This window comes from Caballeronia sp. AZ7_KS35 (assembly GCF_023631045.1).
Classification (GTDB): Bacteria; Pseudomonadota; Gammaproteobacteria; order Burkholderiales; family Burkholderiaceae; genus Caballeronia; species Caballeronia zhejiangensis.
The window spans coordinates 15,300-37,666 of record NZ_JALQDV010000043.1; the positions used below are offsets into that span (position 1 = coordinate 15,300).

Below are 22,367 nucleotides of genomic sequence, written 5' to 3' on the forward strand. Positions count from 1 at the left end.
TGTTTTCATGCGTTCTTTCGGCGAAGTATAGAGAGCGGCGCATCGGAGCAAAATTGAGAAGTTCTCATGCTGATATAACTCTCTCTCAAGTCTCATGACACCCAACGTGAATTCGATCGCCTCGCGCCTCCACGTCAGGCAACTCAGGTTGCTTGTTGCGCTGGGCGATCATGGTTCGCTTCTGAAAGCGGCCAATCAAGTCGGCTTGACGCAACCGGGCGCGAGCAAGGCGCTTCAGGAAATCGAAACCACCTTTGGAACAGCGCTGTTCACGCGCACGCGGCGCGGGCTCGAAGCGAATGACGCGGGCCATTGCGCGATCCGGTATGCGCGGCTGATCTACACCGATCTGTCGCACATGCGGGAAGAGATCGCGGGCATCCTGCGGGGACATGGCGGACGTGTCGCGGTCGGCGTCATCATGGGCGCCGTGCCTTTGCTGACCCGGGCCGTGTCCGCGCTGATCGCGCGGCAGCCTGAAATGTCTGTCGAGATCATCGAGGACGCCAGCGAGACGCTGTTGAGTCTCATCGATGCGGGACGGCTGGACCTGGCTATCTGCCGGACCTCGGTCAGCCAGCATCCGGAGATGTACGAGAGCATCAAGCTGCAGGATGAAACGCTCGCGGTCGTGGCGAACGTGCAGCATCCGTTACGCAAGGCGAAGAAAGTGACGCTCAAGGATCTGGCCGCGTACCGTTGGGTGGTCTATCGCGCGAACATGCCCATGCGCGTGCTGCTGGAGCGCGAATTTCAGCAAGCCGCGATTCGTTTTCCGTCGAGCCTGCTGGAGACGACGTCGGCCTTCGCGACGCTGAGCCTGCTTCAGGACAATCCTTCGTTCGTGGCGCTGGTGTCCATCGACGTGGCTCAGTTCTTCGTCAGGCACGAAGCCACGCGCATTTTGCCGCTGTCGTTCACCTCGCGCAGCGAGCCGTATGAGCTCGTGACCACGCGAGGTGCGCCGCTGTCGCCCGGGGCGCGGCTGTTGCGAAACGAACTGGTGGCGGAGAAGGAGGTGTTGGGGGGTTAGAAGCGCTGCCGCGAAAGGATGCGGTGGAGTGCGGTTGCCGCGGCAGTCGAGTTTCAGCGCTTTCGCCCTCTTCGAACCCACCTCGGCGCGTGATTGCCCGCGGGTATACGCCCATATGACCCACCCACGCTTCCCTTTACTGTATCGATACACTAAATCGATACAGTCGCGCCACGCCTGTCGTGTCGCGCTGCCTATTTCCGCCCGCGCCCAGAGCGGCATCCAGGAGACAACACCATGCAATTCGGTTCAGGCATTTCCCGCCGACGGTTCCTTCAGACGGCCTCGGCGGCAACGCTCGCGGCGGCGGGCGCGGGCTTTCCCGCGATCGTGCGCGCGCAGCCCGCGGCCACGTTGCGGCTGTCGTCATCGATGCCGCCGAACGAAAACGCCGCCCACTACGTCTGGTATCAGAACCTCGCCGCGAACCTGAAGGCGAGCGTCGGCGATCAGATTCGCATCGACTATTTCCCGAACAACCAGCTCGGCAAGGAAAGCGACGTCGTCCAGCAGGTGAAAGTCGGCGCGGTCGACATGATGGTGACGGGCTCGTCGATCTGGGCAACCGCGCTTCCCGAGCTCGGCATGCTCGATCTCGGCTATGTGTTCGACAACTTCGATCACGTCGGCCGCGCGATGGACGGCACCGTCGGCAAATCGTTCGATACGCTGCTGCAACAGCGCGCGGGCTGCTCGGTGCTCACGTGGGGCTATTCCTTCGGCGCGCGCAACGTGTTCACCAAGAAGCCCACGCAGTCGCTCGCCGATATCAAAGGCGTGAAGCTGCGCGTGCTGCCCACACCCGCCTTCATGGAAACCTTCAAGCTGATGGGCGCGGTGCCCACGCCGATTCCCATCGGCGAGCTGTATATGGCCGCGCAGACCGGTGTCGTCGATGGCTTCGAACACGATTGCGCAACGGTCCTCGCAAGCAAGTACGACGAAGTCGTGAAGTCGTGCTGGCAGACGCAGCACGTGTTCAGCCCGCTCGTCGTCGTGACGGGCCGCCGCGCGCTCGCGAAGATTCCGGAAAACCTGCGTCCCGCGTTTCAGAAAGCGGCGCAGGACGCGACCGCGAAGCAGCGCGCCGCCGCCATTCAGACCGCCGCCGCCGCCGAGCAGGAACTGAAGAAGAAAGGCATGACCTTCTACCCGATGTCGAAGGCCGATCGCGACACCGCACGCGCTGAAATGCAGTCGCAGCTGTATGCGAGTTTCGCGAAGCAGTATCCGGCGACCGCGCCGCTGTTCACCGCCATCGCCGCCGCGCGCGCTTGAGCGCAGCCAACGACGCCAAAGAGGCCGACACCATGACCACCTTCTCCGCGACGCCCGGATCCGAGGCGCAACTCGCCGCGCCCGGCTTCGGCCATGAGACCGTGCTCGCGCGCGGCCTCGCGCGCCTCATGCACTGGATCGAATACTTCTGCGCGGCCGTGCTCGCGGCCGATGTGATCGTGGTGTTCCTTTCGGTGATCTACCGCTATTTCTTGCACGATCCGTTCGACTGGGCCGAGGAAGTCGCCGGCGCTCTGATGATCGTGCTCGTGTTCTTCGGCGCGGCCACCGTGCTCGGACGCAGCCAGCACGTCGGCGTCGACCTGTTTCGCGGCATGTTGCCGAGGCGCTGGCAACCCGCGCTCGTGCACGTCGGACATTGGGTGATCGCGGGCGTCGCGGGCAATCTGTGCGTGTCGTCGTGTCTGCTGCTCGTCGATTCCTACGGCCAGATGACGCCGAGCGGCCTGCCCGCGTGGATCAACGTCTATCCGCTCGTGATCGGCAGCGTCTTCATGACGGTCTTCGCGCTCGCCAACGCGCTGAACGGCGCGCGCAAGACCGTGCTCGGCACCCTCGCCGGCTGCGTGCTGCTCGCGGCAGCCGTGTTCGCGTGGAACGCATTCGTGCCCGCTCACGCGCTCAAGCCCGGCTTTCTGCTGATGGCCGGTTTCATCGGCGGACTCGTGCTCGGCGTGCCGATCGGCTTCGTGCTCGCGTTCTCGGCCCTGCTCTACTTCCTCGCCGAACCGACCCTGCCGATGCTCGTCTACTCGCAGCAAGTGATGGCCGGCACCGACCACTTCGTGCTGCTCGCGATTCCGTTCTTCGTGCTGGCGGGCTTGCTGATGGAAACCAACGGCATGTCGTCGCGCCTGATCGAATTGCTGCTGCGCATCTTCGGGCGCGTGCGCGGCGGACTCGGCCTCATCACGATCATGGCGACGGCGTTCTTCTCGGGCGTATCCGGCTCCAAGCTCGCGGATATCGCGGCGGTCGGCGGCGTCGTCATGCCTGCCGTGCGCCAGAGCAAGGAAGATCCGAACGAAGCGGCGGCGCTTCTCGCGTGCAGCGCCGTGATGGCGGAGACCATTCCGCCATGCGTGAACATGATCATCATGGGCTTTGTCGCCAACATTTCGATCGCGGGGCTGTTTCTCGCGGGCGTCGTTCCGGCGGCGGTGTTGGCGGTGGCGCTCGCGATCGTCGCGGTGATCTGCGGCCGGCGCATCAATCTCGCCGATGCGCTCACGAACCCGCGCAAGTGGCTGCCGCTCGCCGGCGGCGCGCTGGTCGCGCTCGTCATGATCACGATGATCGGCAAAGGCGTGACCTCGGGCATCGCGACATCGACGGAAGTGTCGGCTTTCGCCGTCGTGTATGCGTTGATCGTCGGCTGGATCGCGTTTCGCGAGCTCACGCCGAAGTCGGTGGCGCGCGTGTTCGTGCGCTCCGCGTCGATGGCGAGCAGCATTCTGTTCATCGTGGCGGCGGCTTCGAGCGTGTCTTTCGCGCTGACCATCGAGCAGATTCCCGCGCTCGTGTCCGATTCGATGATCGCCTTCGCGCATCAATACGGCCCGACGATGTTCCTGCTGCTGTCCGTGCTCATCATGATCGTGTTCGGCGCGGTGCTGGAAGGCGCGCCCGCGCTCATCATCTTCGGGCCGCTGCTCACGCCGATCGCGACGCAGCTCGGCATCAACCCGCTGCACTTCGGCACGGTGATCGTCGTCGCAATGGGCCTCGGTCTCTTCTCGCCGCCGGTCGGGCTCGGGCTCTTCGCGACCTGCGCCATCACCGGCACGGAAATGAAAGCCGTCGCGCGTCCTATGCTCAAATATCTGCTGGTGCTGTTCATCGCACTGGTTGCGCTGATTCTGGTGCCGTCGTTTTCGTTGTGGTTGCCGACCCGGCTCGGCCTGTAGCCGGCAGATGTCAAACCTTATGAGCACCATTCAGGATGTCGCCCGCGAGGCCGGTGTGTCCGTAAGCACGGTATCCAACGTGCTGAACGGCCGCATCGACCAGATGCGCCAGGAAACGCTCGCACGCGTGCAGGCCGCGATGAACGCGCTGCAATACCGTCCGAGCACGCTTGCGCGTCAGTTGAAGACAGGGCAGACGCCGATCATCGGACTGCTGGTGCCATCGATCGCCAATCCGATGTACGGCTATATCGCGCGCGAAGTGGAAACGTATGCGCAGGAGCGCTACGGCTATCGCGTGATGATCGGCAACACGTATCGCGATCCGGCGAAGGAAGCGTCGTTCTTCGAGGACTTGCTCTCGCAAGGCGTGCGGCGCGTGATCGTGATCTCGTCGCTCGCGAACGAGCGGCATCTGGAAACTGCCGTCGAGCGCGGCATGGTCGTCGTGAGCTACGACCGGCGCGCGACCGAAGGCGAAGCGACGCGCGTCGAGCACGTCACGCCCGACAACTTCGAAGCGGCGCGCATCGCGACGCGGCATCTCATCGAACATGGCCATACGCGGCTCGCCTTCGCCACGCTGACCGGCGTGACGATGAGCCGGCGCGACAAGATCAACGGCTTTCTTTCCGCCGCAAACGATGCAGGTCTCGCGCAGACGGCGCGCGTGCTCGATAGCGGCCCGGTGAACGAATACGGCGATTCGATGATCGCCGAAAACGGCCGCGCGCTCGCGCGTCTGCTCGCGCAGGACGATGCGCGCCCGACCGGCATCGTCGCCGTCAACGATCTGATGGCGCTCGGCCTGATGGCGGGTTTGCGCGAGTGCGGCTTGCGCGTGCCGGAAGACGTGTCGATCGTCGGCATGGACGGACATTTTCTGGCGGCGATCTCGAATCCCGCGCTCACGACCGTGCAGCTTCCCGTGCCCGCCATGGCAGCCGCGATGGTCGAGCGCGCGATGCGTCCACACGACGAACCCATGCCGGCATCGGAGCAGGCGCTGTTCACGGATATCACGCTGGTGGAGCGCGAGTCGGTCGCCGCGCCCGCGAAACGAATCAGGACGAGGACATGAACAAGGTATTCGTGAGTCATCCCCGGCACATGCTGGATCATTACTTCGGCGCACGCGCTTCGGCTGCGCTCGCGGCGTTCGCGGACGTCGCGTACAACACCGAGGATCGCGAGCTGACGACCGCCGAACTCGCCGATGCCGCGCGCGATGCCGATGTCATCATCGCGTACCGGCAGACGCCCGCGCCGCGCGCCTTGTTCGAGGCGCTGCCGAAGCTCGCCGCGTTCGTGCGCTGCGCGGTGGATATTCGCACCGTCGATGTCGATGCCGCCAGCGAGCTCGGCGTGCTCGTCACGCAGGCGAGCGCGGGCTTCGTGCCGTCCGTGTCGGAGTGGGTGATCGGCGCCATGCTCGATCTCGCGCGCGGCACGACCGCGTATGCGGAGGCTTATCATCGCCACGAAGCGCCCGCGCCGATGATGGGCCGCGAGTTGCGCGGCAGCACGTTCGGTGTGATCGGCTATGGACAGATTTCGCGCTATCTTTGCGATCTGGCGCTGGCATTCGGCATGCGCGTCGTCGTGTCCGATCCTTACGCGACGATCGACGATACGCGGCTTCATCAAACCGGCTTCGATGACTTGCTCGCGCAGTCGGACTTCGTCGTGTGCCTCGCGCCGGCCAATGCGCAGACGGCGAATCTGATGAACGCGCGCGCCTTCGCCGCGATGAAGCGCGGCGCGTACTTCATCAACGCCGCGCGCGGTGAACTCGTCGATGATGACGCGCTGCTCGATGCGCTCGAGCGCGGCCATCTCGCGGGATGCGCGCTCGATGTCGGACGCGCGGCCGATCAGATGCCCGCGCCGGTGCTCGCGGCGCATCCGCGCGTGATCGCGGCGCCGCATGTCGGCGGGCTGACGCCGGGCGCGATCGAGTATCAATCGATGGAAACGGTCGCACAAACGCAAGCGCTGTTCGAAGGCCGCGTGCCCGCGGGCGCGGTGAACGCGGCGCAAGCGTTCCGTCTCGCCGGTTTCGATGTGCAGGAGCACGCGCGATGAAACTCGAAGGCGCTTGCGACTGCCACATTCACGTCTACGAAGCAGGCTATCCGCTCGCCAAGACCGCGACGTTCGCGCCGCCGCCCGCGCCCGCATCGGCGTATCGGGACGTGCAGCGCACGCTGGGCTTTTCGCGCGCGATCGTCGTGCAGCCGACCGGGTATGGCTTCGACAATCGCTGCACGCTCGCGGCCATCGCGCAACTGGGCGACGGCGCGCGCGGCATCGCGGTGGTCCCGCCGGATATCGGCGATGACGAACTGCAGCGTCTGCACGATGCGGGCATTCGCGGCGTGCGCTTCATGATGCTGCCGGGCGGCGTGCTGCCGTGGGACGCACTCGCGGACATGTCGGCGCGCATTGCACCGCTCGGCTGGAACATCAACCTTCAGCTCGACGGCCACACGCTGCCGCAGCACGAAGCGATGCTCGCGCGTTTGCCGTCGAATCTCGTCATCGATCATCTCGGCAAGTTCCTTGCGCCGGTCACATCGCAAAGCGATGGATTCGCGTCGCTGTGCCGCCTGCTCGACGGGCCGCGTTGCTGGATCAAGCTGTCCGCGCCGTATGAAAGCTCGCGCACCGGCGCGCCCGATTTCGACGACGTGTCCTGGCTCGTGCGCGCGATATCGGCGCGTTTTCCCGAGCGCGGCGTGTGGGCGTCGAACTGGCCGCATCCAAACGTCAAGCCCGTTCCGGACGACGCGCGCATGTTCGACTGGACGATGCGGCTCGTGGAAAGCGACGCGGTTCGCCGCAAGATACTCGTCGACAATCCCGCTGAGTTGTATCGGTTCTAGCGACCGCTATGCGACCCCGCTGACGTAACTGATCTCGCGTTTCTGGGACGTCAGCACGCGAATGGGCGTGCCCGCGATCCATGCGCGAATGTTTTCGACAGACTCGCCGTAGTAGATGCGATAAGAGTCATCGGTGACATAACCGATGTGCGATGTCGCGATCACGTTATCCATCGATCGGAACGGATGATCGGCGGGCAACGGCTCCTGATCGAAAACATCGAGCGCGGCGGCCGCGATTCGTTTCGCGGTCAACGCATCGATCAGCGCGCGTTCGTTGACGATCGGTCCGCGTGCCGTGTTCACGAGCAGCGCGTGCGATTGCATCGTCGCGAGCTCCTTCTCGCCGATGAGATCGCGCGTGCGCTCCGATAGCCGCACATGAATCGAAACGATATCGCTCGATGCGAGCAAGTCTTCCTTCGACACGTAGCGCGCGCCGAATTTCGCGGCGGACTCCTGCGTCATGTTCTGACTCCATGCGATGGCGTGCATCCCGAAAGCCTGCGCGACTCGCGCGGTCGCGCCGCCGGTATAGCCGAGTCCTATCAGTCCGATGGTCTTGCCGTGCAGATCGCCGCCCACCGACACCTGCCAGCCTCCCCTTCTGAACGATGCCACTTCGCTCGGGATGTGCCGCGTCGCGGCGAGAATGAGCGCCCATGCAAGCTCGGCGGCGGCCGTCGGCGACGATGCGGTGCCGCATACGGCAATGCCGAGTTCATCGGCGGCTTCGATATCGATGGCTGCATTCCACGGCCCCGTGCTTGCCAGCAATTTCAGATTCGGCAATCGCGAAAGCACGCTGCGCGTGAACCATGTGCGCTCGCGCATCACGCAAAGAATGTCGTAGGGTCGAAGACGTTCGACCAGTTCGTTCTCGTCGCGGATAGGGTCCGTGAAAACGGTAATGTCCGCGTGTTCGCGCAAGCTGTTCCACTCGCCGAAGCGAAGCGCGGTGTTCTGGAAGTCATCGAGAATGGCGATGTTATGCATAGGGTTCACTCTGTTCCTGCCGTCAGCGCGGCGCGCGCCTGCGTTTCGGTATGACGTTTGAAGCCGAGCAGCATCACGAGAATGCCCGCGACGAGTATCGCCGTCATCACGTAGAGGCCGCTGACGAGCGTTCCCGTCGCGGTCTTCAGCCATCCGATGACGAAGGGACTGCAAAAGCCGCTCAACAAGCCGATGCAATTGACGAACGCGATGCTCGTCGCCGCCGCCGGCGATCCGTTCAGATAATCCGCTGCGAGCGACCAGATCAGCACGTTGGTCGCGAAGATGCCGACGCAGGCCACCGTCAGCAACGCAACGGTCAACGCGGGCGAGTTGGTCGGATGCGAAACCATCAACAACGCGGCAGCGCCGATGAAACCCGAGATCGCCGCATGCCAACGGCGTTCGAGCATGCGATCCGAGCTTCGGCTTATCGTGACCATCCCGATCGCGCCCATTCCGTACGGTATGACGGAAAGCCATCCGAGCAGCGAAAGATTCGTAATGCCCGAGTCTTTCATGACGGTCGGAAGCCAGAACGTCACTGAATACGTGCCGCAAACGAAGGCAAAATCGATGAACGCGAGCATATAGACTTTCGGATCCGCGAGCGCCTCGGCGAGCTTCGCGTGACCGTGTTGCCCGGCCCTTCGCTTTCGTTCCATCTCGACATCGAAACCTTGGCGAAGCACGCCCTTCTCCGCTTCGGTGAGCCATTTCGCTTTGTCGATGTTGTCGTCCAGCAGCATCAGCGTGACGAGACCGAGCACGACCGCCGGCAACGCCTCGACGATATAAAGCCATTGCCATCCGGCGAGATGGGCGACGTTCGCGAGGCTCGTCATCGCCCAACCGGAGACCGGACCGCCGACAAGACCCGCGACCGGAAATCCGACCATGAAGCACGCGATGATGACACCGCGCCGTCTCTCCGGAAACCACGAGCTCAGATAGAAGATGACGCCGGGAAAGAAGCCCGCTTCGAACACGCCGAGCAGCAGACGCACGATATAAAACTGCGTGACGTTCGTGACGAACGCGGAGCATGCCCCGACGATGCCCCAGCAGATCATGATGCGCGCGATGGTCTTCTTCGCGCCCATGCGCCGGAGCAGCATCGCGCTCGGCACTTCGAGCAGACAGTACGAGAGAAAGAAGATGCCTGCGCCGAGGCCGTACACGCTGTCGCTGAAACCGAGCGCGTCCTGCATCTGCAACTTCGCAAAGCCGACATTGATGCGATCCAGAAACGCGACGACGTAGCACACGAAAAGCAAGGGCACGATGCGCAGCGTGACGCGCCAGTAGAGCGCTCGCTCATGCGCGAGTGCGGTGGAAGGAACTTGCGAAGAATCGGCTGACGCCGGATCGGATTCCACAACGGACGGGTTCACTCGCGCTCTCCATGATTGACGGCGTGGGCCACGATTCGAGCAATGGAGCCAGTCTAAGAAACATCGATAGACGCGGATAGTGAAAAGATCAGATCAGGTGAGACGCGCGGGTTATATCGGTGATAACCAGTAAGCAGCGGTGATGGTTGCATGCGTAACCGGTTGCGTGGCCGCGCTATCTCTGAGACGATTTGTGCATTCGTGCACATCGATCAGGAGACCGACTTGAAGAGCAGTCCACGGAACGACACGCAGTTCAACTTCGTCCTGATTCACGGCGCATGGCATGGCGGCTGGGTCTGGCGCTTCGTCGCGGATGAACTGATCGCGCGTGGTCATCGCGTCGTCGCGCCGACCATGACCGGACTCGGCGAGCGCCATCATCTGATTGAGTCGGTCACGTCGCTCGATGTGAACATCGAGGATATCGTCAACGTCATCGAGGCGGAGGAATTGAACGGCGTCGTGCTGGTCGGCCATAGTTATGGCGGACTCGTCGCGTCGGGCGTCGCCGATCGCATCGCGCACACGCTGCGCACCATCGTCTTCCTCGACAGCCTGCTCGCGCAAAGCGGCCAATCCGCGTTCGATGTGCTGCCCGCAAGCGTCGTCGATGAGCGCATGGCATCGGTCGGCGCAAGCGGCCAGGCAATCGCGATGCCCGTCAACGGACTGAAAGGCACCGGCATTCCGGACGATCATCCGCTTGCCGAGTGGGTTCAACGGCGGCTCACGCCCCATCCGCTCGCGACCTACACCACGCCGCTTCAACTCCAATCGCCGCTCGGCAATGGCCTGCCCTGCACTTACGTGCACTGCGCGAATCCTTCATACGACACGCTCGCGCCGGTGCGCGAGCATGTCAAATCGCAATGCCCGGATTGGGGCTGGGAGCGCATCGACACTGGCCATGACGCGATGGTGCTCGCGCCCGGCCTGCTCGCCGATCTGCTGGAACGGCTCGCGGCGGCATCCTGAGCCGCTGACTGAAGTTACGCGGCGACGGCCTCGCGAGCGACGAAGGTCGCGGGTAGTCCCGCGCGGGCGATCGCGCCCGTGAACGGCTCGCCCGGCAACCATGCGGCGATCGTCTCGCGTATCGCCAGCAGCTTGTTTATGTCGATGCCCGTGCGCAAGCCCTGCGCTTCGAGCATGAACACCGTGTCCTCGGTATTGATGTTGCCCGTCGCGTTGGGCGCGAACGGACAGCCGCCGAGCCCGCCGAGCGATGCATCGAAAGCACGCACGCCTGCATCGAGCGCAGCCATGACATTGGCGAGGCCCAGCCCGCGCGTATCGTGGAAGTGACAGGCGAGGGGCACCGCTCCCGCAAGCGACATGACCTGCCGCATCAGCGCGCGCACTTGCGCGGGATTCGCATAGCCGACCGTATCGGCGATGGTGATCTCCTGCGCGCCCGCATCGATGAGCGTCTCGACGAGTCCGAGCACCGTGCGTTCATCGACCTTGCCCGCGATCGTGCAGCCGAACGCGGTCGCCACGCCCGCGCCGAGCACGACATCGCGATTCAGTTCGTCACGCGCCGCCGCGATGCGCTCGAAGTCCGCGACCGATTCCGCCGTGCTGCGCCGCACGTTCTTCAGGTTGTGCTCGTTGCTCGCGGAGAGCACGTAATGCACCTTGTTCAGCCCCACATCGAATGCACGTTGCGCGCCTTTCAGATTCGGCACCAGTGCCGCTGCATGAAGACCGTCGATGGCAAGCGCGCCTGCCGCGACCTCGACCGCATCCGCGAATTGCGGCACGACTTTCGGCGGCACGAACGACGTCACTTCGATATCGACCACGCCCGCATCGACCATGCGCGCGCACCATTCGAGCTTTTGCCCGCTCGTGAGGATCGTTCGCACCATCTGCAAACCATCGCGCAAGCCCACTTCGCGAATCTGCACGTCTCTTTCTTTCATGTCTGCTCCGGTTTCAGATGGTCGCGTCCGCGACGGCATCGCTGCCTTCATCCGTGTGTCCTGCGCCGCTTGCGACCGCCGATGTCGACGGCGCAAGCACCACGGCTGCAATTGCGCCGAGCACCATCAGAAGCGCGATCGCGCCGAGTCCGCCCGCCATGCTGTTCGTCATCGTCTTGATCGAGCCGATGATCATCGGGCTCACGAAGCCGCCGAGCAGGCCGACGCAGTTGATCACCGCGACGCCGCCCGCCGCGCCGCTGCCGCGAATGTAATCGGTCGAGATCGCCCAGATCAGCGGATTCGGCGCGAGGATGCCGGCGGTGGCCACCGACAACGCCGCGAGCGACAGCGCAAGGTTGCCCGTCGTGAACGCCGCGACGACGAGACCGGCCGCGCCGAACACCATCGCGATCGCGCAGTGCCAGCGCCGCTCCATCGTGCGATCCGAATGACGGTTCAGCGCGATGAGCGCGATCCAGCTCACGAAGTACGGGATCGCCGAATAGCAGCCGATCTGCAACGCGCCCGACACGCCCGCGCTCTTGATGAGCGTCGGCAGCCAGAAGCCGATCGCGAATACGCCGGCGATCTGCGTGAACCACACGAAGCCCATCACGTAGACGCGAAAGTCCTTCAGCGCGCGGCCGAACGTATGCTCCGCGTGCTTCGTCGAGACGCTCGAACTCTTGCGGATGTCGTCGAGCACGATCGCCTTTTCGTTCTCGGTGAGCCACTTCGCCTGTTGCGGGCCGTCATCGAGAAAGAAGAACGCGATCACGCCGAGCACGCTCGCGGGCAAGCCTTGCACGATGAACATCCACTGCCAGCCGTGCAGGCCGCCATAGCCGTCGAAGTAAGTCATCAGCGCGCCCGACAGCGGCCCGCCGAACAGGCCCGCGATGCCCGTCGCGCAAGTGAAGATGGCGATGACCTTCGCGCGCCGCTCGACCGGATACCAGCGCGTGAGATAGAAGATCACGCCGGGATAAAGCCCCGCTTCCGCGAGCCCGAGAAAGAAGCGCACGGTATAGAGATGCGATGGCAGCGTGACGAACGCCGTGCCCGCCGCGATCAAGCCCCACAGAATCATGATGCGCGAGAACGTGCGCTTCACGCCGATACGCGCGAGCAGCAGATTGCTCGGCACTTCCATCAGCACGTAGCCGAGAAAGAAGATGCCCGCGCCGATGCTGTAAGTGAGATCGCTGAAGCCCACGTCGTGCTTCATGTCGAGTTGCGCGATGCCGATGTTGATGCGATCGAGAAACGCGAACACATAGCACAGGAACAAAAAGGGGATGAGCCTGCGCGTGATCTTGCCGTAGGTCGCTTCGGCCTTGGGCCTGTCGAAGCTGCCGATGTCGGGTGTCATGTCTGTCTCCTCCGGTGAGTCCGGGTTTTGATCTAGCGGCCTTTGAATCGCGGCGCGCGCTTCTCGTTGTAAGCGCTGATGCCTTCGAGACGATCCTCGGTCGGAATCAGCCGGTTATACGCTTCGATTTCCAGATAGAGCCCGGTGCGCAGATCGCCCTGCATGCCGAGGTCGATCGCCTTCTTCGCCTGCGCGACCGAAAGCGGCGCGCTCGTGCAGATGTCGCGCGCGGCGTCGATGGCGTCGGCAAGCACGCGCCCCGGCTCGCACAGCCGGTTGACGACGCCCCACGCGAGCGCTTGCTGCGCCGTGAACTTGCCGCCGCGCAGAATCAGCTCTTTCGCGCGCCGCACGCCGATCGCGCGCGGCAGTTGCTGCGTGCCGCCGCCGCCCGGCATGATGCCTCGCTTCACTTCGGTAAAGCCGAACGTCGCGTGGCTGACGGCATAAGCGAAGTCGCACGCGAGCAGCAGTTCGAGTCCGCCCGCGACCGCCGCGCCGTTGGCCGCGCAGAGGACCGGCACCGGGCAATACGTGAGCGCGCGGTTCATGCGCTCGAACAGATAGTGCTGCACGCCGAACTGCTCGTCGGTCATGCCTTCGCGCTGCTTGAGGTCCGCGCCGCCGCAGAACGCGCGTTCGCCCGCGCCCGTCAGGATCACGCAGCGATACAGCGCGGGGTTCGCTTCGAGCGCACCGAATACGCGGATGATCTCGTCGCCCATCGTCGTGCTGATCGCGTTCGAGACTTCCGGACGGTTCAGCTTGACGATGAGAATCTGTTCGTCGATTTCTTCGAGCGTCAGCGTGTCGGGCGCGCCGACCAGTTGCGATGCAAGTTTCACGATGTCTCCAGTGTTTTCTTCGCCAGCAGATGATTGTGTTCGCCGAGTTTCGGCGTGACGCCGGTGCGCGCAGGCCGCACGCCGCCGAATGAAATCGGCACGCCGACGACCGTCGCCGCGCCGTCGTCGGTGATGCGCAGCAGATCGAGCGCCTTGGTCTGCTCGTGTTCGACGACCTGATCGATGGTCTGAATCGGTCCGCACGGAATGCCCGCCGTATCGAGCGCTTCCAGCCAGTGCGCGGTGCCCCGCTTGCGGAACTCGATATGCAGCAAGTCGATCAGCGCGACGCGATTGGTCACGCGCACGCCGTTGGTGACGAAGCGCGCGTCGTCGGCGAGCGCGGCGATATCGAGCACGTCGCACAAGCGGCGGAACAGGCGGTCGTTGCCCGCGGCGACCATGATGGTGCCGTCCGCGCATTCGAAGGCCTGATGCGGCACGATCGCGGCCGTCCCCGATCCCCAGCGTCCCGGCAACACGCCCGACGCGAGATAGTCGGCGATCTGGATGCCCGCCCAACTGATCGCCGTCTCGTACAGCGACACGGACACGATCTCGCCCGCGCCCGTCGTCTGGCGCCGGAAGAGCGCGGCGAGCACGCCGATCGCGGCCCAGAGTCCGGTGCCCATGTCGTTCACCGAAACCGGAATGCGCGACAGCGGCTCGCCCGGCTGACCGAGAAAGCTCATCAGGCCCGAAAGCGCCTGCACGAGCGGATCGTAGCCGGGCTTGTCGCGCAGCGGCCCGGCCGTGCCGAACGCGCCGAGATTGCAATAGACGAGCGACGGCTTCATGCGCAGCATCGCCTCGCCGCCGAGACCGTATTTCTCCGTGCCGCCCGCCTTCAGGTTTTGCAGCACGACATCGGCGCGTTGCGAGATCAGCTCGCGCAACGCCTGTGCTTCGTCCGGATTCGACAGCGACATCGCGATGCTTTTTTTGCCGTGATTCACCGCATGAAACAAGGCGGCCGCGCCATCGACGAAAGGCGGGCCCCAATCGCGCGCGTAGTCGCCGTGTTCCGCGCTTTCGATCTTGATGACGTCCGCGCCGAGCGACCCGAGGATCATGCCCGCATACGGCGCGGCGAGACTGTGGCCGATCTCGATCACGCACACGCCCGCGAGCGGCAAAGGCTGGTTCATGGCTTCGCTCGCGCTCATTCGGCGGTGACTTCGAGCGGTGCGTCGATGGTTTCGCGCGTGCGGCCGTAGACTTGCGCGGCGGCATCGGCGCTGATGTAGCCATCGGCGACATCGGCATCGACGCGCTTCTCATCGCGTTCGCGCGGATCGCCATAGCCGCCGCTGCCCGCGGGCTGCACGGTCACGCGATCGCCGCGATACACGACCGTCTGTCCGCCCTTCGCCGCGACCTCCTGCGTGCTGCCGTCCGCGCGTTCGACGACGCACAGAAAGCGCGTGCCGGCCTGCCCGCCGAAGTGACCTTCGGGCGCGGAACGTCCGCGTTCGCCGGACACGGTGAAGGTGGCTTCGTCGTATTCCACGCGATACACGCGCCGCGATGTCAGCCCGCCGCGCTGGCGGCCCGCGCCGCCGCTGTCGGTGACGAGCGACCATTCCTCGACCATCAGCGGCGAAGTCGCTTCGATCATTTCGATCGACTGACTGCCCGCGTTGCCCACGTAGACGCGCACGCCGCTCACGCCGTCCTTCTGCGCGCGCGCGCCCATGCCGCCCGCGTGGACGTCGTGCATGGTGACGAACTCCTGACCGGTTCGGGCGATGCGCGCGGCATCGGTATCGCGTCCGCTGAAAATGCCCGCGCACGACGCGCAGTTGCTTTGTCCGGTGATGCGCTCCGGCACCGCGGGCGCAAGCGCCTTGAGCAGCAGATCGATCACGCGCGGCGAGGTCTCCGTGTTGCCCGACACCACCGACGCCGGATAGCGGCAGTTCAGCACGCTGCCCTCGGGCGCGATGATCGTCACCGGCCGATAGCAGCCCTGGTTGGTCGGAATGCCCGGATCGGTCAGCGCTTTCACGGTGAACCAGGTGCTGTTGCACGTCACCGAAAGCGGACAGTTGATGCCGCCGCGCGCCTGCGGCCCGGTGCCGGTGTAATCGAACGTGATGTGATCGCCCGTCTTCGTGATCTTCACCTTGAGCAGCGGCCGCTCCTGTTTCCAGCCCGGCGCCTCGATCGGATCGAGATACTCCTGCGCTTCGTACACGCCGTCCGGAATGCGTGCGATCTCCGCGCGAATGAGCTTCTCCGAGTGATCGAGACTCTGGCTCATCACGTCGCGCAATGCATCGGCGCCATACTTCGCCACCAGTTCGCCGATGCGCCGGTCGCCGACGAACGTGCCCGCGTATTGCGCCTGAATGTCGAGCAGCAGTTCGTGCGCGTTGCGGCTGTTTCGGGTGAGCAGGTTGAGCATGTCCTGCACCGGCTCGTCGTTACGATACAGAAACACCGGCGGAATGCGGATGCCTTCGGCGAACACGTCCCACGTCGTGACGGTATAGCTGCCCGGCGACTGTCCGCCGATGTCGGTCCAGTGGCCGCGCGTCATCACGAAGGCGACGATCCTGCCGCCCGCGAAAACGGGCCGCGTGAACTGCACGTCCGGCTGATGATTGCCGCCGCCCACATAGGCATCGTTGCTGACGATGACGTCGCCGGGACGCAGGTTCTCGCGCCCGACCGCTTCCACCGAGACGCGCGTCGAGATGACGGCCGAGCCGAGCATCGTCGGGATGTCGTTGCCTTGCGCGACGAGCTGCATGTCGGCGTCGAAAATGGCCGCCGACGAATCGCCGCTCGCGTGCATGAGCGGGCTGCCGGCGGTGCGCATCATCGCGATCTTCATTTCACGGGCGATCGCGAAGAGACTGCTGCGGATGATTTCGTAAGTAACGATGTCCATGAATTCAGGCTGCCAGTTCGATGACGAGATTGAGATCGGGATCGACGCGCGCGACATGCGACGCCTTCAGCACCGCGCAACTGCTGTGTTCTTCGATGACCGCCGGCCCTTCGATCGTCGCGCCGACCGGAATCTGCGTGCGCGCGAACACCGGCAGCGTGCGCGCGTGGCCATCGAAATACACTTCGCGGGTGCGAACCGGCTGCGGCAGCGCGCCACCATCGGCGCTCGCGACCGAGCCGCGCCAGCCGGTCGTCGTCACGAGTTGCAGACGCACGTTGGCGACCACGACCGGCTTGTCCTTGCTGATGAAGTTCCATTGCCGCAGATGCGCGTCCTCGAAGGCTTGCGCGAGCGCCGCGCGGATGCCCACTGCGTCCGCCTGCACTTCGACCGTGATGACATCGGGCTGGCCGGCGTAGCGGCAATCGGCGAGACGCACGACCTTCACGCCCTGCGCTTCGACGCCGTGACGCTGAAGCTCTTCCATGCCAAGCGCTGCCAGTTCATCGAGCGCGGCGTTCAGAGTCGCGTCGTCGATCATCGCGAGATCGCTTTCCAGCGGACGCTGATAGTCGTATTGCTGATCCGCGACCGTCATGCCGAACGCGCTGAAAAGACCCGGCAGCGGCGGAATCACCACGCGCCGGATACCCATTTCGTGGGCGAGATCGACCGCGTGCACCGGCCCCGCGCCGCCGTAGCAGATGTACGAGAACTCGCGCGGGTCGTAGCCGCGCTCGACTGTCATGATGCGGATGGCCTGCGCCATCAACGCGTTCGCGACCGAGCGCACGACCTGCGCGGCTTCGGGCACGGAGACGCCGAGCGGCTGCGCGATGACTTCATCGACGACGCGCCATGCCGCCTGCGCATCGAGCTTGAATTCGCCGCCGAGGAAGCTGTCGGGATCGATATAGCCGAGCACCAGATTGCAGTCCGTGACGGTCGGGCGCGTGCCACCGCGCCCGTAGCACGCCGGTCCGGGATCGGCGCCCGCGCTCTCCGGTCCGATGCGCACGCCGCCGCCCGCGTCGATCCACACGATCGAGCCGCCGCCCGCGCCGACCGAATCGATGTCGATGCTGGGCGAGCGCACGGTGTACGTGTGCAGCAGGCTCTTGTTGCGCAGTTCGGGGCGCGAGTCGCGGATCAGCGAAACATCGAAGGTCGTGCCGCCCATGTCGCCGAGAATCGCGTTCTTCAGCTCGCTCTTCTCGCAGTTGCGGATCGCCGCCGAGACGCCACCCGCCGGGCCGGATTCGAGCAGCACGATCGGCTTGTCGGCGACCATGGCCGGACTCGCGAGCCCGCCGTTCGACTGCATGAAAAGGAACTTGCCCGCGAAGCCATGCTGCGCCAGCGCGCTGATGAGCCGGCCGATGTAGCGCCCGCAGACCGGACCGAGCATCGCGTTGATGACCGTCGAGCTCGCGCGCTCGTATTCCATCGATTCGGGATTCACTTCGTGCGATGCACACACGAAGCGCTCCGGCAGCAGACGGCGCAGCGTTTCGACGGCTTCGCGTTCGTGCCGCGGATTGACGTGCGCGTGCAGAAAGCACACGGCGACGGCTTCGATATCCGACGCGCGAATCTCTTCGGCGAGCGCTTCGAGCTGCGCGTGATCGAGCGGCGTTTCGATGCTGCCGTCATGGCGCAGGCGCTCGTTCACTTCGAGCCGCCAGCGGCGCTCGACGAGCGGACGCGGATTCTCGAACAGCAGATCGTAAAGATCGGCGCGGTCGTGACGCGACACGCGCCTTAGTTCGAGGATGTCGCGAAAGCCGCGCGTGGTGACGAGCGCGGTCTTCGCGCCGGTGCCCTCGACGACCATGTTGGTCGCCATCGTCGTGCCGTGGCCGATGAACGATACGTCGGCGCTGTCGGTGCCCGAGAGTTCGAGAATCTTGCGAAAGCCTTCAATCGTGCCGATGACGCGATCCTTCGGCGTCGTCGGCACCTTGGTCGACCAGATGCGCCCTGCTTCGTCGTCCACCATCACGACATCGGTGAAGGTGCCGCCGACATCGAGTCCGATTCTTTTCAATTTGCCTCTCTCCTGTGTATGCGTGATTTCTGCTGCGCTTGCCGAGGCCGCGTGAGTTCCGGCATGATCGAGCCGCGCCGTCGAGCGCCCGGCTGTGACGAACATCGACCGAGCCAGTTTAAAGAGGCATCGGCGCGGCCAGATAATGAAACGTTCCGATCAGGTGAGACGTTGGAGTTATATCGGTGATAACCAGTATCGATGCGATATTGAGGCGACTGCGCGGCAATCACGTCGCGCTTTTGATCGCGCTCGACGACCATGGCTCGCTGCGCAAGGCGGCGCAACAGGTGTCGCTCTCGCAGCCCGCGACGACCAAGTCGCTGCGCGAAATCGAGGCGATGTTCGGCACTGAACTGTTTGCCCGTTCGCCGCGCGGCATCGTGCCGAACGAACTCGGGCGCTGCGTGATTCGTCACGCGCGCGCGGTGCGTTCGGAGATCGGCGCGCTGCGCGACGAGCTTGCGGCCATCATGCGCGGCGGCGGAGGGATGCTTGCCATCGGCGCGGTGATGGGTTCGATGCCCGAGTGGCTCGCGCCCATCCTGCGTGCGCTGCGGCAAGTGCAGCCGGACGTGTCCGTCGAGGTCTGGGAGGACAACAGCGCGCGTTTGCTGTCGATGCTCGATCAGCGTCTGCTCGATCTCGTCATCGGGCGGCCGAGCATCAGCGTTCACCCTGAGGCTTACGATTTCATTCCGCTCGAAGTGGAGGAAGTGTGTCTCGTGGTCGATGGCGCCGATCCGCTCGCGAGCGTGCAGCGCCTGACGCTCGAAGCGCTTGCGGACAATCCGTGGATCGTGCCGCAAGCCGCCCTGCCGATGCGCTCGCTGCTCGAACAGCTTTTCGACGACGCGGAGGTTCCTTTTCCGCGATACGCGATCGAAACGTCATCGACGTTCGCGACGTTGTCGTTATTGCGCGCCAGCGCGGGGACCGTTGCGCTGATGCCACTGAAGGTCGCGCGATACTTTCAGGCGCACGGCATGATGGCGGTGCTGCCGATCCGTATCGAGCGACGTGGCGCGCCGTACGGGATCGCAACGCGTCGCGGCGCTACGCCGACGGCGCCGGTGCAGAGGTTCATCGAGTTATGCAAAGAGAAGCGCGACGAGCAGCTTCGACGCAATGAGCTTTAACGAGGAACGTCGGTTCAATGCGACGACACATAAGGCGACGGTCCCGCCTCCGGCACCGCGAAATGCCGCTTCATTCGTCGTAATTCTTCCGAAGGCGTGCCGCCGAAAAGCCGCTTGAATTCGCGGCTGAACTGCGATGCGCTCTCATAGCCGACTCTCGCGCTCGCCGCCGCAGCCGTCATGCCTTGCCGCGCCATCAATAGCCTCGCCTGATGCAGTCGCGTCGACTTGATGTACTGCAGCGGAGAAGTATTGGTGGCCGCCTTGAAGTGCATATGAAAGGACGGCACGCTCATGGCCGCTTCCCTTGCGAGCGTTTCGATCGTCAGCGCCTCGGCATAGCTCGAATGGATCTTGCGCAGGACCTTGGAAATGCGCCCGAAATGTCCATCGAGGTCGAGCGCGGCGCGCATCGAAGCGCCCTGCTCGCCGATAAACACGCGAAAGTAAATCTCGCGCACCAGCGTCGGCCCCAATAGCGCGGCTTCGAGCGGATCGCGCATTGCGTCGAGAAAGCGCAGCATGGTTTCGCCGAGCTCCAGATCGAGCCGCGTCGTGGCCATGCCGCCCGGCTCGCCGGGCACCACGCCATTGCGCTCGTCGATCTGCAGCAATACATCGGCGGCGAGCGTCGCATCGAGACGCACGTACACCGCGAGCAACGGTTCGTCGGCGGTGGCGTCGGTTTCCATCGAGAACGGCAGCGGCAACGCGACAGCCAGATAGTGCTGCGCATCGTAGACATACACCTTGCTGCCGAGATAGCCGCGCTTGCGGCCTTGCGCGATGACGACGATACCCGGCTCGTACAGCACCGGCGTACGCGTGAGCGGACGGTTCGATCGCAACAGGCGAATGTCCGGCATCGGCGTCGCGTTATAGCCTTCGTTCGGCGCGAGTTCCAGCAGCCGGCTCACCATCGAAGCGTGCACGCGAGCGAGTGCGGCGGCTTCGGTTTCCATCGTCGGCAATTTGGGCGGGCGGTGCGTTTTCATGCGTCGAGTTCGATAAAGGCGTGTTCATAGAATCGGGCAAGCTTTGCAGACGATCACGCGTTCTCGTCGCGTTGCCATATGCCTAACATTCGATCATGCAAGTCAACTCACCTCGGAGAACAAGCATGATCGATGTACTCAATCCCGCCGACGGCACGCTCGTCGGGCAAGTCGAACATCATTCAGAAGCGCAGGTGCGCGCCGCCATCGACCGCACATGCGCGGCCTTTCCGGCGTGGTCGCGCACATTGGCACGCGAACGAAGCGCACTGCTGCGCGCATGGTTCGACCTCGTCAGCGCCGACAAGACCGCATTCGCCGAACTGATGTGCCGCGAGAACGGCAAGTGCATGTCGGAAGCCTTCGGCGAAATCGACTATGGCCTGGGCTTCGTCGAATGGTACGCGGAGGAAGCGAAACGCGTGTACGGCGATACCATCCCCACGCACGCGAAAGACGCAGCGGTGATCGTCACGAAAGAGCCTGTCGGGCCGGTTGCGTCGATCACGCCGTGGAATTTCCCGTTCATGATGATTACGCGCAAGGTCGCGACCGCGCTCGCGGCGGGTTGCACGATCCTCTTGAAGCCTGCCGAGGAAACGCCGCTGACCGCATACAAGCTGCTCGAATACGCTCGCCGCGCCGGCATTCCGGAAGGCGTGTTCGAAATGGTGACGGGCGACCCCGTTCAGATCGGCAAACTCATCACCGACGATCCGCGCATTCGCAAGATCTCGTTCACGGGTTCGACCGCGGTCGGCAAGCTGCTCGCCGCGCAGTGCGCCGGCACGCTGAAGACAATGACGATGGAACTCGGCGGCAACGCGCCCTTCATCGTTTTCGACGATGCCGATCTCGACGAAGCCGCGAAAGCGCTCGTGTCCGCGAAGCTGCGCAACAGCGGACAGGTCTGCATTTCGCCGAACCGCGTGTATGTGCAGGCGAGCATCCACGATGCGTTCGTTCAGCGCGTCAAGGCGCTCGTCGAAGCGATCCCGGTCGATCAAGGGCTGCAGGACCGGTTCGTCGTCGGTCCGCTGATCAATCGTGCGGCCATCGACAAGGTCGGCAAGCTCGTCGACGATTCGCGCGAACGCGGCGCCAAGGCCGTGCTCGGCGGACATGCGCACGCGAAAGGCGGACTCTTCTATGCGCCCACGATTCTCGTCGATGTCGCGGACGATATGCCGATCGCATCGACCGAAATCTTCGGTCCCGTCTTTCCGATCTATCGCTTCTCGACCGAAGCAGAAGTCATCGCACGCAGCAACGACAGCGAATATGGACTCGTCGCCTATGCGTTCACGCGCGATCTGGGCCGCTCGTTCCGGCTGTCGCGCAACATCGAGGCGGGCATGGTGATTCTGAATTCCGGCTCGGTCGGCACGGCTTCGGTGCCGTTCGGCGGCGTGAAGCAATCCGGTTACGGACGCGAAGGCAGTCATCATGGAATCGAGGAATATGTGCATGTGAAATACACGCTGATGGCCGGTCTCGCCTGAACCACGCGAGGCGGGGGGGGGGGGGGGGGGGGGGGGGGGGGTGGGGGGGTGGGGGGGGGGGCGGGGTTGCGCTGCGGGCGGGGGGGGGGGCGGGGCGGGGGGTTGGTCGGGGCGGTCTGTGCG

At 64.3% G+C, this 22,367-nt stretch carries 18 protein-coding genes; 9 read left to right on the forward strand and 9 right to left on the reverse strand.

The window, feature by feature from the left end; genetic code table 11:
- The first annotated feature begins 94 nt into the window (after nt 1–94).
- The 6 genes from NCT05_RS27840 (at nt 95) to NCT05_RS27865 (ending at nt 7,124) form a co-directional block, all read left to right on the forward strand.
- Complete coding sequence (locus NCT05_RS27840) at nt 95–1,033, forward strand: LysR family transcriptional regulator (RefSeq protein ID WP_033535808.1); 939 nt, start codon at nt 95–97, stop codon at nt 1,031–1,033.
- Nucleotides 1,034–1,270: 237 nt separating this feature from the next.
- Nucleotides 1,271–2,311, forward strand: a complete 1,041-nt coding sequence (locus NCT05_RS27845; RefSeq protein WP_250503668.1) for a TRAP transporter substrate-binding protein — start codon at nt 1,271–1,273, stop codon at nt 2,309–2,311.
- 32 nt (nt 2,312–2,343) lie between these two features.
- Nucleotides 2,344–4,239, forward strand: coding sequence for a TRAP transporter large permease (locus NCT05_RS27850; RefSeq protein ID WP_250503669.1), 1,896 nt, complete (start codon nt 2,344–2,346; stop codon nt 4,237–4,239).
- A 19-nt stretch (nt 4,240–4,258) separates the two neighbouring features.
- On the forward strand, nt 4,259–5,320 hold the full coding sequence (locus tag NCT05_RS27855) for a LacI family DNA-binding transcriptional regulator (protein WP_250503670.1): 1,062 nt from the start codon (nt 4,259–4,261) through the stop codon (nt 5,318–5,320).
- A complete protein-coding gene (locus NCT05_RS27860) occupies nt 5,317–6,324 on the forward strand; it encodes a hydroxyacid dehydrogenase (protein WP_250503671.1) in 1,008 nt (335 codons plus the stop codon). Before NCT05_RS27855 ends, NCT05_RS27860 begins: the two co-directional genes overlap by 4 nt.
- Complete coding sequence (locus NCT05_RS27865) at nt 6,321–7,124, forward strand: amidohydrolase family protein (protein WP_250503672.1); 804 nt, start codon at nt 6,321–6,323, stop codon at nt 7,122–7,124. Before NCT05_RS27860 ends, NCT05_RS27865 begins: the two co-directional genes overlap by 4 nt.
- 6 nt (nt 7,125–7,130) lie before the next feature.
- Here the strand turns inward: NCT05_RS27865 and NCT05_RS27870 are convergent, their stop codons facing one another.
- A complete protein-coding gene (locus tag NCT05_RS27870; protein WP_250503673.1) occupies nt 7,131–8,120 on the reverse strand; it encodes a D-2-hydroxyacid dehydrogenase family protein in 990 nt (329 codons plus the stop codon).
- 5 nt (nt 8,121–8,125) lie between these two features.
- The gene (locus NCT05_RS27875; protein WP_008346849.1) at nt 8,126–9,514 is read right to left on the reverse strand and encodes an MFS transporter; all 1,389 of its coding nucleotides are present in this window, start codon (nt 9,512–9,514) and stop codon (nt 8,126–8,128) included.
- A 225-nt stretch (nt 9,515–9,739) separates the two neighbouring features.
- Between NCT05_RS27875 and NCT05_RS27880 the strand changes: the two genes are divergently transcribed.
- Nucleotides 9,740–10,492, forward strand: a complete 753-nt coding sequence (locus NCT05_RS27880) for an alpha/beta fold hydrolase (RefSeq protein WP_051996399.1) — start codon at nt 9,740–9,742, stop codon at nt 10,490–10,492.
- Between the two features lie 14 nt (nt 10,493–10,506).
- Here the strand turns inward: NCT05_RS27880 and NCT05_RS27885 are convergent, their stop codons facing one another.
- The 6 genes from NCT05_RS27885 to NCT05_RS27910 are packed head-to-tail and all read right to left on the reverse strand — an operon-like array spanning nt 10,507 to nt 18,608.
- Entirely contained in the window at nt 10,507–11,442 is a 936-nt protein-coding gene (locus NCT05_RS27885) for a hydroxymethylglutaryl-CoA lyase (protein WP_250503674.1), read from the reverse strand.
- Nucleotides 11,443–11,455: 13 nt separating this feature from the next.
- Nucleotides 11,456–12,817 carry an MFS transporter gene (locus tag NCT05_RS27890; protein WP_008346855.1) on the reverse strand — a complete coding sequence of 454 codons (1,362 nt, stop codon included), beginning with the start codon at nt 12,815–12,817 and terminating at the stop codon, nt 11,456–11,458.
- A gap of 32 nt (nt 12,818–12,849) precedes the next feature.
- Complete coding sequence (locus NCT05_RS27895) at nt 12,850–13,662, reverse strand: enoyl-CoA hydratase-related protein (protein WP_250503675.1); 813 nt, start codon at nt 13,660–13,662, stop codon at nt 12,850–12,852.
- Nucleotides 13,659–14,828 (reverse strand): CaiB/BaiF CoA transferase family protein, encoded by a 1,170-nt coding sequence (locus NCT05_RS27900; RefSeq protein WP_250503676.1) that lies wholly within the window; start codon nt 14,826–14,828, stop codon nt 13,659–13,661. Before NCT05_RS27900 ends, NCT05_RS27895 begins: the two co-directional genes overlap by 4 nt.
- The gene (locus NCT05_RS27905) at nt 14,825–16,558 is read right to left on the reverse strand and encodes a hydantoinase B/oxoprolinase family protein (RefSeq protein WP_175981530.1); all 1,734 of its coding nucleotides are present in this window, start codon (nt 16,556–16,558) and stop codon (nt 14,825–14,827) included. The genes NCT05_RS27900 and NCT05_RS27905 overlap by 4 nt, the downstream gene beginning before the upstream one ends.
- A 4-nt stretch (nt 16,559–16,562) precedes the next feature.
- A complete protein-coding gene (locus tag NCT05_RS27910) occupies nt 16,563–18,608 on the reverse strand; it encodes a hydantoinase/oxoprolinase family protein (RefSeq protein WP_008346862.1) in 2,046 nt (681 codons plus the stop codon).
- A 185-nt stretch (nt 18,609–18,793) separates the two neighbouring features.
- On the opposite strand from NCT05_RS27910, the gene NCT05_RS27915 reads away from it, so the two are divergent.
- A complete protein-coding gene (locus NCT05_RS27915) occupies nt 18,794–19,747 on the forward strand; it encodes a LysR family transcriptional regulator (RefSeq protein ID WP_250456877.1) in 954 nt (317 codons plus the stop codon).
- A gap of 14 nt (nt 19,748–19,761) precedes the next feature.
- Here the strand turns inward: NCT05_RS27915 and NCT05_RS27920 are convergent, their stop codons facing one another.
- On the reverse strand, nt 19,762–20,742 hold the full coding sequence (locus NCT05_RS27920; protein WP_250503677.1) for an AraC family transcriptional regulator: 981 nt from the start codon (nt 20,740–20,742) through the stop codon (nt 19,762–19,764).
- 125 nt (nt 20,743–20,867) lie between these two features.
- On the opposite strand from NCT05_RS27920, the gene NCT05_RS27925 reads away from it, so the two are divergent.
- Nucleotides 20,868–22,244, forward strand: coding sequence for an NAD-dependent succinate-semialdehyde dehydrogenase (locus NCT05_RS27925; protein WP_250503678.1), 1,377 nt, complete (start codon nt 20,868–20,870; stop codon nt 22,242–22,244).
- Nucleotides 22,245–22,367 lie beyond the last annotated feature (123 nt).